Raw genomic sequence first — 15693 nt, forward strand, 5'->3', positions numbered from 1 at the left:
ATGAAAAACACAATGAATTCCCGGAGTAATCGGGATGTTCGATCATATATGGCGCATGAAACACTGTCCATTTTGGAAAATGGGCATTATACGAATACCAAACAGGTACAAGTAAATATAGCAAAAGAGGTAGAAAATGCGGTCACAGGCTCGAAGCTATATAGACCTTCTCAACTGGTAGCCATAAAGCAAGAGGCAGAGCAAAGAATAAAAAGTATATGGGGAGCTTCTTCCGATGTAGTCGAACAGGCGGTCATTGGAAAGATAGAAGTTACGGGAGAAAGTACGTTGCAGGCCGCACATAGACTTCAGGTCGAAGAGAAGCGGGAACACGTAGCGTGTTTGAATTTTGCATCAGCCAAAAACCCCGGGGGCGGATTCCTTGGAGGCAGCCAGGCTCAAGAGGAAAGCTTGGCTCGTTCGTCCGCGCTGTATCCTTGCATTTCACAAATGGAGGAAATGTATCAACATAATCGGAAGCTGCGGAGCTGTTTTTATTCAGATTATATGATTTATTCTCCCCAAGTTCCTGTTTTTCGGGATGATCAGGGAACATTGCTGGAAAATCCGTATTTAGTCGATTTCCTGACCGCGCCTGCTGTGAATGCTGGAGTCGTGCGTGAACGGGAGCCAGAGCAGGTCAATCGGATTGGAGAAGTCATGTTGGAGCGTATCCGTTATATTTTGGGAATGGCCATGCAAAATGGTGTAGAACATCTTGTGCTTGGTGCTTATGGTTGTGGGGTATTCCGCAATAAGCCGGAAGAGGTTGCCGACTGGTTTAAGCAAGTGCTTGTAGCTGAAGGATATGGACTGCTGTTTGAACAGATTGTGTTTGCAGTATTGGACCACAAAACAGAGCAGCGTACTTTAAACAGTTTTAAAAATGCTCTATCCTGATATCAGAGACATATTAACCATTAATACTGATGAAATAGGAGAGTGCTGAATGAACCCATCTTCCAACATTACCTGGCATGTATCAGAAGTGGATAAGCAAGCTCGACAGCTTCTGAACGGACATAAGAGTCCGGTGCTTTGGTTTACGGGGCTGTCTGGCTCGGGAAAGTCAACGGTATCCTCCACACTCGAAAAAGCGTTATATGCACGAGGGATACGTACGTTTATTTTGGATGGGGATAATGTTCGGCATGGTTTGAATCGCAATTTGGGTTTCCTACCCGCTGACCGCAAAGAAAATATTCGTCGTATAGCGGAAGTGTCCAAGCTAATGGCACATGCGGGGGTTCTAACGATTTGCGCTACCATTTCGCCTTATCGTGAGGATCGTGAAATGGTAAAGGACATTTTACAACAGGAAGGCTGCTACGAGATTTATATCCAATGCAGTCTAGAGGAATGTGAACGTCGTGATCCAAAAGGAATGTACAAGAAAGCACGAGCCGGAGAAATTCATCATTTTACGGGGATTGATGCTCCATATGAAGTACCGCTGGAACCTGATTTAATCGTATCCACTGAAGGTCGGGAGGTAAGTCAGTCGGTACAGGATATTCTGGACTTTCTCGATAGAAAGCAGCTCCTATTATGATTTTATGATGAATTCCATATGAATATTGTCTGAAAGTCTCCATAACAAAACCTAAGAAGTGATCAATGTAATTATTACAGAACGTAAAAAATTCAAGTCATTTTATTGTAAATAAATAGAGCACGTATTACGGCAAGCCTTATGGGGCTTGCTTTTTCTTTTTTTAATTTAAACTAATTCTAAATCCTAGATTATAATAATTATAAAAAAGTATTGATTTTTATTTGTGCACAATTTATAGTGAAAAGCACATGGTCAACCAATTCATTCAAGAGGTGATTTCAATTATGAGTAACCAACCAACGAACCTGACTACAAGCTGGGGCGCTCCTGTTGGAGATAATCAGAATTCGATTACAGCAGGCTCACGTGGTCCCACATTAATTCAGGATGTGCATCTGCTGGAGAAACTGGCGCATTTTAACCGGGAGCGTGTACCGGAACGTGTTGTTCATGCTAAAGGTGCGGGGGCGCACGGATATTTTGAAGTCACTAATGATTTGTCTTCATATACAAAAGCAAGCTTCTTGTCCGAAGTGGGCAAGCGTACACCGATGTTTATCCGTTTTTCTACTGTGGCAGGTGAGTTAGGCTCGTCCGATACTGTACGTGATCCACGTGGATTTGCGGTAAAGTTTTATACAGAAGAAGGAAACTATGATCTCGTGGGCAATAATACACCTGTCTTTTTTATTCGGGATGCTATTAAATTTCCTGACTTTATTCATACGCAAAAACGTCATCCCCAAACGCATTTAAAAAACCCGAATGCGGTCTGGGATTTCTGGTCCCTATCTCCTGAATCACTGCATCAGGTAAGTATCCTGATGTCTGACCGCGGTATTCCCGCTACACTTAGACATATGCATGGTTTTGGCAGCCATACATTCAAGTGGGTAAACGCACAGGGACAGGCCGTATGGGTGAAATATCATTTTAAAACAGAACAAGGTATACAAAATCTTGATGTGGATTTAGCTGCGAAAATTGCCGGTGAAAACCCGGATTATCATATACAAGATTTGTTTAATGCGATTAAAAAGGGCGATTTCCCGGCATGGAAACTTTATGTGCAGATTATGCCTATAGAAGATGCGGATACGTACCGTTTTGATCCATTCGATGTGACCAAAGTATGGTCTCAAAAGGATTACCCGCTGATCGAGGTAGGACGCATGGTGCTGAATCGCAATCCTGAGAACTACTTTGCTGAGGTAGAGCAGGCGACATTCTCACCCGGTTCATTTGTTCCTGGTATTGAGGCATCCCCGGATAAGATGCTGCAAGGACGCCTGTTTGCCTATGGTGACGCACATCGCTATCGTGTAGGCGCAAACCATAATGCGTTGCCCATCAATCGGCCGCATGCGGAAGTACACAACTACCAACGCGATGGTGCATTGCGCAGTGACAGTAATGGCGGGGGATCTGTCTATTATGAGCCTAATAGTCTCGGTGGACCGAAAGAATCACCAGCTCACAAAATTGCTCCTTTTGAAGTGTCTGGCGAGGCACAAAGTGTAGCCTATGATCATCACGATCACTACACACAACCAGGGGACCTGTACCGCTTGCTCAGTGAAGAGGAGCGCTCACGCCTGGTCCGAAACATCGTAAATGCGATGAAGCCTGTAGAAAGTGATGAAATCAAACTGCGTCAGATCGGTCATTTCTATAAAGCTGATCCTGAATACGGACGTCGTGTAGCGGATGGTCTGGGCTTGACCGTTCCACAAGGCGAGTAGAAGGATTGGTATACTCCTAACCTGAAAGCTGTATGAATAAATAATAAAAGGATGTCCCCACACCACGTACATGGTGGATGGGACATCCTTTGTTTTTGAGAGCGATGTAAAGCAGGTCTGCTAAATCTTCTTCAACCGAGGCAAATAGACCACCAGAAACAGTGACCGTCCCAGGGCAAAGATGATAAAGGATAACCAAAGTCCATGATTCCCATAATGCGGAACGCACCAGAAGAGAGCGATCAAAAAGCAGACCAGTGAAATCAGCATCGAATTACGGATCGGATACGTTACCGTCATCCCTGTAAATACACCATAGAATACCAATCCCAGCCCGGCTGCTAGGGGAAAGACCACCAGCCACCCATTGTAAGGAGTTGTCAGGCTAATCACTGTAGCGTTCCCCGTAAATAGCGAGATCAGCGGTTCTTTCAGTGCAAGGTACAATCCTCCCGTCACTACACCGGTAACCAGTGTCCAAAACCAGGATAAATGAATAATTCTTTGCAGCATTCTACGATCTCCGGCACCACGAGCCTGACCCGTCATGATGCTACTGGCGTTGGCGAACCCATCAAAAAAGTAAGCCATAATGTAATGGATCTGCAACAAAATAGCATTTGCCGCCAACTGATCGGTGCCAAAGCTCGCACTGCGCGCCGTAAACAGATTAAACATCGTCAACAGGCAGGCTGTACGAATCATGAGATCAAGGTTCGTCGCCATGACACTTTTCAACTCTGAGGCACCGAACCATTCTCGCCAATTCCTCTGTCCACTGCGCTTCCATTCTCTCCAAATCGGTGAACGGAACACCAGTGCAAGACCCAATACACATGCAAGAGCTTCTGCAATCAGAGTAGCGCTTGCGACCCCAGTGACATTCCAATGCATGATCTGTGTAAATACAAGAGCTAATAGCATATTGATTACATTCATTGATATTTGTAAAAATAATGTAGCTTTCACGCGGGACAATCCCATCAGCCATCCGAGCAGCACATAGTTCACCAATGTAAGGGGTGCTCCCCAAATGCGGATGTTAAAATAAATTGCAGCTTGCTCTGCCACATCCTGAGCTGGACGGATAAGCTGGAGAGAAGCTAGCAGGATGGGCTTTTGCAAGACAATAAATACTGCACTGATGAGTAGAGCTATAGCCAGTGGGCGCATGAGAGCAGCTATGCCTTGGTCGTTATTTTGTGCACCTGCGGCTTGTGCTGTGAAAGCTGACGTACTGACTCGCAGAAAGCCAAACAGCCAATATAAAGTATTGAAAATAAGAGTACCGACTGCCACGCCGCCTAAATAGGCAGACTGGCTCAAATGACCGATTACTGCTGTATCCACCGCACCGAGTAGCGGGGTAGTAATCGTCGAAATAATTAAAGGGATTGCTAAAGCAAGATAGGCTCGGTGGGAAGGCAGCATGTTGAAAAAACCTCCAGTAATGATTGTGTATAGGAATGCCGATCCGAATGAAATAATGCTTCCTTGGAAAAATGCTCAAGCACACGGCCTTCTTTCATAACCATGATTCGATCACTCATAAAGTGCACAGCCGCCAGATCATGCGAGATAAACAGATAAGCCAGTCCAAACTCATCCTGCAAATCCTTGAGCAGATTTAAAACGGTGGCTTGTGTGGTCACATCCAAACTTGCAGTCGGCTCGTCCAATACGATAAATTCCGGTTCTGTACTAATGGCGCGTGCAATGGTTACACGCTGCTTTTCCCCACCGCTGAGCTGATGTGGAAACTTATCCAGGTAGCTTGCCGGAAGCTTTACCATACCTAGCAGTTGTTCTGCTATATTCCAACGTCCAGAGGGCATCCCCGCCATAAAGGAAGGAACATAGCATTTAAGCTGATCCAATGGCTCCAGCAGGGATTGCAAAATGGTTAGTCTGGGGTTCAAAGCTGCGGATGGATGTTGAAATACCGCCCCCAGTCTGCTGCGAATCCGTTTTAATTCACTTCGCTTTAATCCTCGAATGGACTGTCCATCCAGTTTAAGCTCACCTTGATCAAACGTGTCCAATGTCAAAATACAGCGAGCAAGTGTGCTTTTCCCACTGCCGCTTTCTCCGACAACACCCAGACATTCTCCGGGTGAGACCGACAGAGCAACATCGTGCAGTACAGTTTTGCCCCCAGCGTAAGCCTTCGTCAAACCGGAGACGGTAACAACAGGATGGGGGCTGTCTTGCCACTGAGCGCAGGCGGCTTGATTATTCATGTAATATGCTCCTTTCCGGTGCAAGCTGTTCATCGGTGCTGTTGCATGGCAAACGTGAAGGAGCGTCTGGAGACAGCGGCGGAATAGCCGCCAGTAAGCGACGCGTATATGGATGGGCTGGATGGTCCAGCACCGCTTGCGTTTGACCAGCTTCAAGCAAAACACCTGTACGCATTACTGCAACTCGATCCGCATACTTCCGTACATGCCGTAGATCGTGAGTGATCCACAAGACGGAAATCCCCGTTTCCATCCGGATTTGGTCAATGAGCTGGAGTACTCGGTGTGCAGTGAGCGTATCCAGCGCAGTTGTTGGCTCGTCGGCAATGAGCAGCTTTGGCTCTAGAAGCAGTGCAGCTGCAATAGCTGCTCGCTGCAATTGACCGCCGCTGAGCTCGAATGGATAGCTGCGGTACACACGCTCGGCGGGAAGCTGTACGTGCTCCAACACCTCAAGACAGCGCTGCTTACGCGCTTTACGGTCTTGCTTGCCGTGAGCACGCATCAGCTCGTCGAGTTGGCTGCCCACACGCAAAAAAGGGGTAAAAGCCCCGTGATAGTCTTGAAAAACGTAAGATATTTCACTACCAAGCAAGGAACGTCTTTGTTTAACGGGTAGGGCAAGCAAATTCTCGTCATTCCACATTATGATGCCTTCAGCGCTAACAGAAGCGGGGAGGAGACCGCCAATAGCGAACGCAGTCATGCTTTTACCGCTTCCGCTTTCTCCTGCCAGAGCACACCATTCTCCCGGACGAATGGCAAGCTCCAGTTGTTCTACAATCGTTTTCGCTTTTGTCCGAATCGTTAAGTCTTCAATAGTCAGCATGTAGTTCACTCCTCTGACCGGGTTTTAACATCATAACGGTCGCGTAGCTTGTCTCCAAACACGTTCGCTAATAGCACCGTGAGCACGACAGCTATGCCGGGACCCAGCATTAAATGGGGGGCCATTTGAAAATATGCACGCCCTTCATTCAACATCGTGCCCCATTCGGGAATGGGCGGCTGAGGACCTAAGCCCAAAAAAGATAGAGAGGCGATCATTAAAATGATTTTGCCGATATCCAGCGTAGCCAGTACCAGTACATTCCCAATGGCATGGGGCAGAATATGCCGCATGACAATTCGCAGGGAGGAGGTACCCGCGAGTATGGATAACGAAATGTAATCCTTTTGCTTTTCAGCCAGAACGGTACTGCGCACCAGTCGGGCATAACCAACCCATTTTACTGCAGACACCGCAAATATAAGATTTCCTAAGCCTGGTCCGAGCAGGCCGCTTAGTACAATGGCAAAAATATAATCAGGCAAAGTCATGAAGGCATCGACCACACGTTGGAATACACGATCCATCCAGCCTCCAATAAATCCTGACAGCAGACCGAGGGGTACCCCGACAACCAGTGAAACGATCAAAATCAACAAACTGGTTCCGACTGTCGTCCGTAGTCCTGCTATGACCCTCGATAGCACATCTCTACCCAAATGATCGGTTCCCAGCCAGTACATTGCGCTGATCGGTTGAAGTCGACTCCCCATCTGGATATGATACGGATCTTGTGGAGCTAGGAAGGGTATGACTGTAATGGCTGTAAGAATGAACAAGATGGAGAGTGATCCGATCCATGCTTTGGACAATCGTGCCCTGGTGAACTGCCTGTTTTCCGCATGTACGGATTTTATCATGATAAACGTTTCTCCTTCAAAGCAATTTCAGGATTGACCCAACGGTAGGACAGCTCTACCAAGATATTGAGGCATATAATGAATATGGCCATAAAAATTGTATAGCCCTGTATAATGGGATAGTCTCTCGCGGCAATTGCATCCACAATCCATTTGCCAAGCCCCGGATAGGCGAACAGCACTTCGATTACCACCGTACCTCCCAGTAGGCTGCCTATGCTCTCACTGAATACCGTAATAAGTGGAATTAAGCTGTGACGGAACATGTGTCTGAAAAAAATGCGAACCGGACTGATTCCACGGGCTTGAGCTGCTTTGATAAAATCCTGTCCCGAGCTTTCAATCAGACTTGCACGAATCATTCGTACATAAACAGCCGCCATTGCCAATCCGAGGGTAAGAGAAGGGAGGACTAAATGAAAAACGGTTCCATCCCCCATAGACGGAAAAATACGCAATTTTACTGCAAACCATTCGATAAACAAAAGCCCCAACCAAAAGCTGGGAATTGAGGAACCAATTAAGGCAAACACACGACTGGCACTGTCAATCCAGCGGTTACGGTACAGTGCGGACATTGTGCCCAACGGGAGAGCTATCAGCAGCATAATGAACAGGGAGCCTCCAGTCAGGAGGAGTGTATAAGGCAACTTTTCTATAAACTCTGTCAAGACTGGACGATGGGTTAGATAAGATTGTCCAAAATCCAACTGTAACAACTGAACCAGCCACTTACCATATTGCACAGGTAATGGTTGATCCAGCCCCAGTTGGCTGCGCATATCCGCAATTTGCTGATTGGATACAGCTACATCATCTACTCGGAGAATGCTCCGAACGGGATCGCCCGGAACAAGCTTAAGCAGACAGAAGCTCACAAAGGAAAGAATAAGAAAGAACAATATAAGCGTCAGAAACTTTTTGGCAATAGTTTGAAGCATGCTAGTTCACATCCAAGTCCTGGGTCAACAGATAGTATTCACTTTGGCTGGTTACCCAGTTATGTACGTAATTACGATAGGCCACTACGTTGTTTGGATGAACTAGAAAGGATTGCAGATTTTCTTGGTCAATCAGCGTGACAGCCTGCAGCGCTAGCTTGTTGCGCTGCTCCTCATTCACGGTTGTGTTCAGCTGCGTAATCATACTCGCGAGTTCTGGTACATGCACATGACCGTAATTCAATGCTCCCTCCGGCATATAGGCCGCATTCAGGAAATAACTTGCATCACCGCGCGGGGCTGTAATGTTACTGTAAGTCGCCAAATCCCAATCCTGATGAGCGGCCAGATATTCATCAATATTATCAACCTGACGGATATCAATCGTGATGCCAAGCTCCTTAGCGTTAGCCTGAATCAGCTGTGAAATGAGTGGAAGCTCCGCTCTCGACTGGTAGGTTAACAATGTAAGATGAAGGGAGGACCCGTCAGAATTCGTAACTTTTCCGTTCTCCACTGTATATCCAGCTTCTTTGAAGCCTTCTCGTGCTGCATTCAAATCAAACTTTTTCGTGGTATATTTCGGTGAAAAAGGAAAGTCCGGCAAGAACGGACCTTGAGCAGGGGTTCCCTGACCAGACATAATACCGCTTGCAATCTCATCCCGGTTAATCAGATTATCGAATGCTTTGCGCACAGCTGTTTTTTTCAGATCATGATTGTTCATATTGTAAATAAGTTGGTGCGTCCGCAGGCTAGGAAGAGAGTCAACTTTAACGGTAGAATCAGCTTTCAAAAGCTCCAGACTTTCAACGGGCGGACGATACACAATATCGGCCGTCTTAGCTTGAAAAGCAAGCTGACGTGCATTGGCGTCTTCGTTAAACATGAATTTGGCATGTTTCAATTTTACTTCACCGTTCCAATAGTCCTCGTTGCGATCCAGATTCAGTTCACTTCCGGCGCGGAAACTAACAACTTTGAACGGCCCCGTTCCTGATGGGGAGTCACCTGCGGCTGTGGTGTCCATAATTGCGGTATTCGGATGAACCAGCTCAGATACAAATTCCGGGAAGTGCTTGTCCGTCGTAATGCTCATGATCTGCCCTTCTGCATGAATATCACGGATATGTAGCGCATTTTTAACCGATGGATTGAGCTTTAGTGCTCTTTCCAAAGAGGCTTTGACAGCTGCGGCATCTACGGCTTTACCGCTATGGAATTTCACGCCTGGTCGGATGCTAAAGGTCCAGTGCTGCCCGTCCTTACTGTCCCATTTCTCTGCAAGCCAAGCTTCCAGCTTGAGATCCTTATTCACTTTGATCAGTGTTTCATTTACTCCAGCACGAACGGCTGTGTAATTGATATCTGCATGAGGATCAATAGAAGGGCTTTGCACGTTGAACAATAAGGTGACACTTTTATCTTGTGGTGCCGTAGAGGATGTGGATGAAGCTGATGGAGATGTAGCACAGGCTGTCATCATCACCGCCATGACCGAAGGGATAAATAGTTTGAAATATGAACGTTTAAACAACAGGGAACCTCCTTAATATTAATCGTAATTTTTACGCTTTACTCCGTGAGTCATATCGTAACCAAATGAGGAGGATTTGTAAATATGTAATTATATGAATACCTATCTAGATTCGTAAAAAAAGGCTGCTTAACCATAAATGAGATGGTTAGCAGCCTTTAGGTTTATTCAGGTATTACATTTGGAATGAAAATAATAATTAATTAGTGCATGGGTGCTTTAGCAGTGCCATGTTCAACATGAACTCTGCGGATGAAAAACGCAAGGATCAGACCGATCACGCTGATGACCATTGCAAAGAAAAATGAATTCTGAGATCCGATTACCATGGCATTAGCCATTTCATTTACGGATTGAGGCATGCTGGATTGGCTCAAATAGCTGTCCATGCCTTTGGAGAGAATACTTACCGCTACGGCAGTACCGATTGCACCAGCGACTTGCTGGAGCGTACTCATAATAGCCGTTCCATCTGGGTATAGATCCATAGGGAGCTGGTTTAGACCGTTAGTTTGGGCTGGCATCATAATCATAGAAATACCGATCATCAAGCAGCTATGCAGCACAATAATGAGTACGAGCGTGGATGTCGTTGTAATGCCGGACAGGAAAAACAACACAGCGGCCACGATCACAAGTCCTGGAATCACAAGCCATTTGGGACCGAATTTATCGAATAAGGAGCCCATAATAGGCGACAAGAGACCGTTGATAATCCCACCTGGCAGAAGCACCAAACCTGCTGTTAGAGCGGACAAGGCCAGCCCTTTTTGCAAAAAGAGTGGAAGAATCAGCATCGTAGAAAGGATCGTCATCATACATAAGAACACCATGATAACGCCGATCACAAACATTGGATATTTAAATACACGCAAATTCAGCATAGGTGCTTTCATTTTCAACTGTCGTACAGAGAACAGAATCAACGATATCACGCCGATGATCACAGGAAGCAAAACAACCAGGCTGGTCCAGCCTTCGCCACCTTCACCAGATTTACTGAAACCAAACACGACACCGCCGAAGCCAATGGAAGACAGGATAATAGATAAAAGATCAATCTTGGGCTTGGTCGGTTCTGAGACGTTCTGCATAAACAAAATACCGCAGATCAGCGAGAGGACCAAGAAAGGAAGAGAGATCCAGAAGATCCAGTGCCAAGATAAATTCTGAAGTACCAGTCCTGCAATGGTAGGTCCTACCGCAGGTGCAAACATAATAACCAATCCGATGATTCCCATAGCCGCGCCTCTCTTTTCAGCTGGGAAGATAATTAAGATCGTGTTAAACATCAACGGCAATAACAGCGCTGTACCCATAGCCTGCAAAATGCGTGCGATCAATAACACTGAAAAGGTAGGGGCAAGCGCTGCAACGAGACAACCAGCTATTGAAAATAGCAACGATGTCACAAACAGCTGTCTTGTGGTAAAGGTTTGAAGCAGCAATCCCGATACAGGCACCAAAATACCAAGTGTCAGCAGATAAGCGGTAGTCAGCCATTGAGCTGTTGCAGTTGTAATATGCAAAATCTGCATCAAATCATTCAACGCAATGTTAAGTGCCGTTTCACTGAACATCCCAATAAAGCCACTAAGGAGCAGGGCAATCATAATAGGTAGCACCTTGAACGTTTTGGGTTCAGAGGGTGAGCTTGTTTGACTCATTGTACTCATGTTGTTTTTGTTCCTCCAATAAATTAATGGGTATTGAATTATAACGATCGGTCTATATATAATAAACATGCTATTATTTTTTTGTCAAAGTAAAAGTTTCAAATATTATATAATGAAGGATGCTGTATATGGCTGCTAAACCCGAATCATATGAGAATATCGTACAAACGGCGTCGAGGCTCTTTTTTCACCAGGGGTATCATGCTACCGGACTGAATCAGATTCTTGCGGAGAGTGGATCACCGAAGGGATCACTTTATTATTATTTTCCACATGGTAAAGAAGAGTTGGCTTTGGAGTGCATAAGAAGAGGGAATGAGTTTATTAAGCAAAAATTAAAACAGGCACTGAGTGGAAACGAAAATCCTGTAGTAGCCATTCAGGATTTTATTCGTCATACAGCTGAGGAGGCTGACCGTCTTGGTTTTGACAGCTTCATGCCGATTGGCTTCTGGGCTGCCGCGGAAACTTCCTGTATTAGTGAATCACTACGTCATGCCTGTGTGAATACGTTTACAGATTGGCAGCACATCTATATGGAACGCCTTCAGGAATCGGGCTTGGACGAGGAAAAGGCACACAGTCTGGCGGTACTGATCATCTCGATGCTCGAAGGGGCATTAATTTTAGCGGTTACACAACAGAGCAGTGCTCCTATTTATAATATCGTGGATTACATTCCACAGTTGGTCAAATGACTTAGCTGGTCGGTTTTCATGCGCCCCTAATGAGCTCTAACAAGCGACTTTAGAGAGTCGATGTTTTCATTTTTGAGAACTCGGCTTTTTGGTGCATCCTGGGACGTAATTTTACTCACATTACCAGCACCAATTGATGAAAAGTATGGTAAAATGGAATGAATTTGATTTTGCGCGAAAGGAAGAGTGATAGCAAGTGGCAAAAGCGAAGGTACCCAAACGGCCTACTCGGGATGAATTTGTACTGGAGGAAATCGGGAATCAGCTTGTAGAAGCACAACAAGAGCAATCCGAAGTTGTATTGACAGTATGGGGACGCGAAGAAGCAACCCGCGGACAAATCGTTAAAATGGACTCGAGAACAGGCAAGGTTCATGTAGAGAGTAATGGAGAAACGGATAAAGTTCCTTTTATGGATATCATGAGTGTAAATTACCCGAGAGATTAGTTGTGATTACATAAATATAACAGAAAGGGATGAAAGAATGTCAAAGTTAGGCGTCTCCCTTACAATCGGTATTTTTATGATCATCTTTTCAATAATTTTCGGTTTTAAAGTATATATAGCTGTTTCTGCTGCTATGTTCGGACTTTTTGCTTATCTAGCTACAGCAGGATATCTCAAACGTAACAGCCAGGATGATCCGTCAAATGATGGCTATTATGAATTTTTGGAAAATGCCAGGAACTAATAATTATTATTCGTGAATAAAAAAACAACCGAGTGGTTTACAGCCATCGGTTGTTTTTTTATATTCTGCTGTATAAGTGGTAAGGAGAACACCGCATTGCTGCGTTGACCTAGGCCTGGTATGGGTTTATGTAGCTTTGATCGGGCTGGTATGACTGGCACGGGCTTCGGCTTTCTTAAGCACCTTACGATCGAAAATGAAGGGGCCGAACGGCAACAGCGAGGCAATTAAGGCTGCAAGCCCTTGCCGTAGCGTAATTTTACGCAAAATCAGCATGACAATAGTGGCAACCACATAAGCCACAAACAGTACCCCATGGATCATTCCCACCCAGCTTACCATTTGCGGCATTCCGGCTGCGTATTTAAGTGGCATGGCAATACACACAAGCAGCAGATAAGAAATCGCTTCAATATTACCAATGGCACCAAACGTCTTAAAAGCATTTTTGAACATAATACACCTCCTTTTTCTATTACTTAAAATTTAATATATCCTATAATGCAATGTTATTAAACGGTAGAAAGTTACGATATATCGAATATTTACAGCTAGCTCTTAATATTTCCTCTGAGACTAGGGTAACAAGGTTTGCTTTGTATGGCTTAGCGCAAGAAAAAAATGTCTAGTTAGCCAAGCTCGAAGGCATTGTGTATATGGACATTTCGAGGTTAACATGTACCCAATTACTAAAGAATGCTAGTGTCAGGTCTAAACATTTGGTATGGAAATTCCGATAACAGTTAAATGAACGTCTGTACGTTATGGTATATATTTTAAAAGCTGGATTACAGCAGAAGGATTTGTGAGTTTACTTATTTATTTTGACAACATAAAATTTCAATACTGGTATCAAGGAGAGCATAAAACATGAATAAAAAACGTTTGCGTCAATGGATGGCTCCGTTCGCAACGGCTACGCTGATTTTGAATACGGGGTATGGCATTTTGGGACCCGATGCAGTGGCTAGCGCGTTGCCGACTGAAAGGCATAACTCAACTCTGACAGGTTTGAACATACCACAATCACATACCAAATTAGCGACCGTTCAAGGACGTCAAATACCGATCACTTCTAGTACGAAATTGACTACATTAACCGGTCAGAAGCCTAATATTAACCAAGTGATGAAATTAATGTCGACCCAATTGGTTACTGCGAATATTGCGCCAGCAGAGGTAAGCAATCTGACAGCGATTCCTACAGAAACAACAAAAGTAAATTTGTCTTGGACTAATCCATCGGACATCAATTTTGACCACGTAAAAGTGGTTAATGTCACTAACGATGTATATGTTGATAACATTCGAAGTAACTCTTATATGATGAGTGGATTACAGCCGAATACGACATATACCTTTCGAGTAAAGACAGTGAATAAGAGCGGCAACGAATCTCTAGGTACGACAGTACAGGTTAAAACAGCTTCCACTGATGCCCCTGTGGATAAGACACCCCCAGGAGAAGTAAGCGGGCTGACAGCGACAAATATAGGATATAATGGATTTACCATCAATTACATATTGCCTAAGGATGCTGACTTAAGCCAAGCGATTATTTATTTAAATGGTACAGAAATTCAGAAAACCACAGGCACGTCTTACACGTTTAATGTCTTGAATGCTGCTACAGCCTACACTGTAATGGTCAAAACGATAGACAAATCCGGAAACATATCTCAAGGAGTTAGTATTCCGGTTACAACGTCTTCAGTCTCTACCGATATCGTGCCCGAGGTAACAGGTGCTTCAGTGACATCAGTAAACAACTATAGCGTTACTGTTTCCTGGACAAGACCTAGCGGAATTAGTACGGTCAGTCTATATAAGGATGGGCAGCTGGTAACTGATTCAACAGGAACATCCTATACATTTAATAATCTTTCGGCAAGCCAGACATACACGTTCACGATAAAATCCAAGCGGAGCACAGGTGCGTTGTCCTCCGGTGTGAAGCTGACTGCCACAACGGACAGTACATCCTCCAATTCGTCAGAGGTGTCCAATCTTGAAGTCGATAGCAAAAGCGACACCTGGATCAAAATCACCTACGATATGCCCAGTCGAGCTGAGAGGGTGAAAATATATGTTGATGGTGATTATAAGGGAACTACAACCTCAGAATCCTATAAAATAACGGATTTACGAGAAGGACGCTGGTATGAGATTAAGGTCATAACCGTAAATAGTAGTGGAAGGGAATCTAGTGGTGTAAAGATATCCGAACGCACGAATTCGGATGGTTACTATTCTTCATCCTCTAGTTCATCGAACTATGAGAAAGCGAGAGATTTAATGCGGATTGCGGAGAACAGTCTAAATGCGTCCGACTGGCGTTCTGCCAGAGATGCGATAAGTGATCTGCCAACCGGTACACGTAAAAGCGATCTGCTAGATCGACTGGAGGCTATTCGCAATAGGGCATTAGGCACCAGTAGTTCATCGTCCGGGACGAGTTCAACTACAGCGACTTCCGGCACTACGACGAGTTACACGAACAATGCGGTTGCTTCATATACAACATCGTTCACCCTGACACCAGGAGCTAAAACAGCTTATGTTGATGGTCGGGCTACAACGATAGCTCAGGCGCCAAAAATTATAAATGGGGTAACAATGGTCCCGTTACGCTTTATCAGTGAACGGGTGGGTTACGATGTAAACTATGAAAAAGGGACTAAAAAGATCATTCTGAATCGTCCTACAGACGGCAAACAAATAGTACTTCAAGTTAAGAATTCCACCCTTGCTGTATATGAGTTAAACAACTCCCGAAATTATTCGACGAACATCTCTGCTCCGGTTATTGTTAACGGCTATACCCTGGTTCCATTACGAGTCATCAGCGAGCTTTCGGGTTATCAGGTAAACTATAATAGTGTATCCAAACAAATTACGATTACCAAGTAAATACTCTAACAAA

At 44.8% G+C, this 15693-nt stretch carries 15 protein-coding genes; 7 read left to right on the forward strand and 8 right to left on the reverse strand.

The window, feature by feature from the left end; genetic code table 11:
* The 3 genes from C0638_RS20095 (at position 1) to katA (ending at position 3297) form a co-directional block, all read left to right on the forward strand.
* Positions 1 to 900 (forward strand): TIGR02452 family protein, encoded by a 900-nt coding sequence (locus C0638_RS20095; RefSeq protein ID WP_013371356.1) that lies wholly within the window; start codon positions 1 to 3, stop codon positions 898 to 900.
* Positions 901 to 949: 49 nt separating this feature from the next.
* A complete protein-coding gene (cysC, locus tag C0638_RS20100) occupies positions 950 to 1552 on the forward strand; it encodes an adenylyl-sulfate kinase (RefSeq protein WP_025678913.1) in 603 nt (200 codons plus the stop codon).
* A gap of 287 nt (positions 1553 to 1839) precedes the next feature.
* Positions 1840 to 3297 (forward strand): catalase KatA, encoded by a 1458-nt coding sequence (katA, locus tag C0638_RS20105; RefSeq protein WP_025678912.1) that lies wholly within the window; start codon positions 1840 to 1842, stop codon positions 3295 to 3297.
* 120 nt (positions 3298 to 3417) lie between these two features.
* Here katA and C0638_RS20110 read toward each other — a convergent pair whose 3' ends face one another.
* From C0638_RS20110 to C0638_RS20140, 7 genes are all read right to left on the reverse strand, one after another.
* Entirely contained in the window at positions 3418 to 4728 is a 1311-nt protein-coding gene (locus C0638_RS20110) for an MATE family efflux transporter (protein ID WP_040103661.1), read from the reverse strand.
* Positions 4695 to 5537, reverse strand: coding sequence for an ABC transporter ATP-binding protein (locus C0638_RS20115; protein WP_025678908.1), 843 nt, complete (start codon positions 5535 to 5537; stop codon positions 4695 to 4697). The genes C0638_RS20110 and C0638_RS20115 overlap by 34 nt, the downstream gene beginning before the upstream one ends.
* Positions 5530 to 6366, reverse strand: coding sequence for an ATP-binding cassette domain-containing protein (locus tag C0638_RS20120; RefSeq protein WP_013371351.1), 837 nt, complete (start codon positions 6364 to 6366; stop codon positions 5530 to 5532). Before C0638_RS20120 ends, C0638_RS20115 begins: the two co-directional genes overlap by 8 nt.
* A 5-nt stretch (positions 6367 to 6371) precedes the next feature.
* Positions 6372 to 7226, reverse strand: a complete 855-nt coding sequence (gene nikC / locus C0638_RS20125) for a nickel transporter permease (RefSeq protein ID WP_013371350.1) — start codon at positions 7224 to 7226, stop codon at positions 6372 to 6374.
* Positions 7223 to 8167 (reverse strand): nickel ABC transporter permease, encoded by a 945-nt coding sequence (nikB, locus tag C0638_RS20130; protein WP_058711471.1) that lies wholly within the window; start codon positions 8165 to 8167, stop codon positions 7223 to 7225. Before nikB ends, nikC begins: the two co-directional genes overlap by 4 nt.
* A 1-nt stretch (position 8168) precedes the next feature.
* Positions 8169 to 9704 (reverse strand): nickel ABC transporter substrate-binding protein, encoded by a 1536-nt coding sequence (gene nikA / locus C0638_RS20135; RefSeq protein WP_082689650.1) that lies wholly within the window; start codon positions 9702 to 9704, stop codon positions 8169 to 8171.
* Between the two features lie 203 nt (positions 9705 to 9907).
* Positions 9908 to 11371, reverse strand: a complete 1464-nt coding sequence (locus C0638_RS20140) for a DHA2 family efflux MFS transporter permease subunit (RefSeq protein ID WP_064964240.1) — start codon at positions 11369 to 11371, stop codon at positions 9908 to 9910.
* A 137-nt stretch (positions 11372 to 11508) separates the two neighbouring features.
* Here C0638_RS20140 and C0638_RS20145 point away from each other — a divergent pair, with 137 nt between their 5' ends.
* From C0638_RS20145 to C0638_RS20155, 3 genes are all read left to right on the forward strand, one after another.
* Positions 11509 to 12078: a TetR/AcrR family transcriptional regulator gene (locus C0638_RS20145; RefSeq protein ID WP_025364963.1), complete on the forward strand. Its 570-nt coding sequence runs from the start codon at positions 11509 to 11511 to the stop codon at positions 12076 to 12078.
* A 196-nt stretch (positions 12079 to 12274) separates the two neighbouring features.
* The gene (locus C0638_RS20150; protein ID WP_013371345.1) at positions 12275 to 12526 is read left to right on the forward strand and encodes a YolD-like family protein; all 252 of its coding nucleotides are present in this window, start codon (positions 12275 to 12277) and stop codon (positions 12524 to 12526) included.
* Positions 12527 to 12563: 37 nt separating this feature from the next.
* Positions 12564 to 12770, forward strand: a complete 207-nt coding sequence (locus tag C0638_RS20155; protein ID WP_058712595.1) for a hypothetical protein — start codon at positions 12564 to 12566, stop codon at positions 12768 to 12770.
* Positions 12771 to 12896: 126 nt separating this feature from the next.
* Here C0638_RS20155 and C0638_RS20160 read toward each other — a convergent pair whose 3' ends face one another.
* Positions 12897 to 13226 (reverse strand): DUF3817 domain-containing protein, encoded by a 330-nt coding sequence (locus C0638_RS20160; protein ID WP_058712596.1) that lies wholly within the window; start codon positions 13224 to 13226, stop codon positions 12897 to 12899.
* A gap of 414 nt (positions 13227 to 13640) precedes the next feature.
* Here C0638_RS20160 and C0638_RS20165 point away from each other — a divergent pair, with 414 nt between their 5' ends.
* Positions 13641 to 15680: a fibronectin type III domain-containing protein gene (locus C0638_RS20165; protein WP_058711642.1), complete on the forward strand. Its 2040-nt coding sequence runs from the start codon at positions 13641 to 13643 to the stop codon at positions 15678 to 15680.
* Positions 15681 to 15693: the final 13 nt, after the last annotated feature.

This window comes from Paenibacillus sp. lzh-N1 (genome assembly GCF_002872435.1).
GTDB lineage: Bacteria > Bacillota > Bacilli > Paenibacillales > Paenibacillaceae > Paenibacillus > Paenibacillus polymyxa_C.

Coding starts and splice junctions, on each gene's coding strand:
- C0638_RS20095 (WP_013371356.1), top strand. CDS start 1: ATGAAAAACACAATGAATTCCCGGAGTAATCGGGATGTTCGATCATAT.
- cysC (WP_025678913.1), top strand. CDS start 950: ATGAACCCATCTTCCAACATTACCTGGCATGTATCAGAAGTGGATAAG.
- katA (WP_025678912.1), top strand. CDS start 1,840: ATGAGTAACCAACCAACGAACCTGACTACAAGCTGGGGCGCTCCTGTT.
- C0638_RS20110 (WP_040103661.1), bottom strand. CDS start 4,728: ATGCTGCCTTCCCACCGAGCCTATCTTGCTTTAGCAATCCCTTTAATT.
- C0638_RS20115 (WP_025678908.1), bottom strand. CDS start 5,537: ATGAATAATCAAGCCGCCTGCGCTCAGTGGCAAGACAGCCCCCATCCT.
- C0638_RS20120 (WP_013371351.1), bottom strand. CDS start 6,366: ATGCTGACTATTGAAGACTTAACGATTCGGACAAAAGCGAAAACGATT.
- nikC (WP_013371350.1), bottom strand. CDS start 7,226: ATGATAAAATCCGTACATGCGGAAAACAGGCAGTTCACCAGGGCACGA.
- nikB (WP_058711471.1), bottom strand. CDS start 8,167: ATGCTTCAAACTATTGCCAAAAAGTTTCTGACGCTTATATTGTTCTTT.
- C0638_RS20140 (WP_064964240.1), bottom strand. CDS start 11,371: ATGAGTCAAACAAGCTCACCCTCTGAACCCAAAACGTTCAAGGTGCTA.
- C0638_RS20145 (WP_025364963.1), top strand. CDS start 11,509: ATGGCTGCTAAACCCGAATCATATGAGAATATCGTACAAACGGCGTCG.
- C0638_RS20155 (WP_058712595.1), top strand. CDS start 12,564: ATGTCAAAGTTAGGCGTCTCCCTTACAATCGGTATTTTTATGATCATC.
- C0638_RS20160 (WP_058712596.1), bottom strand. CDS start 13,226: ATGTTCAAAAATGCTTTTAAGACGTTTGGTGCCATTGGTAATATTGAA.
- C0638_RS20165 (WP_058711642.1), top strand. CDS start 13,641: ATGAATAAAAAACGTTTGCGTCAATGGATGGCTCCGTTCGCAACGGCT.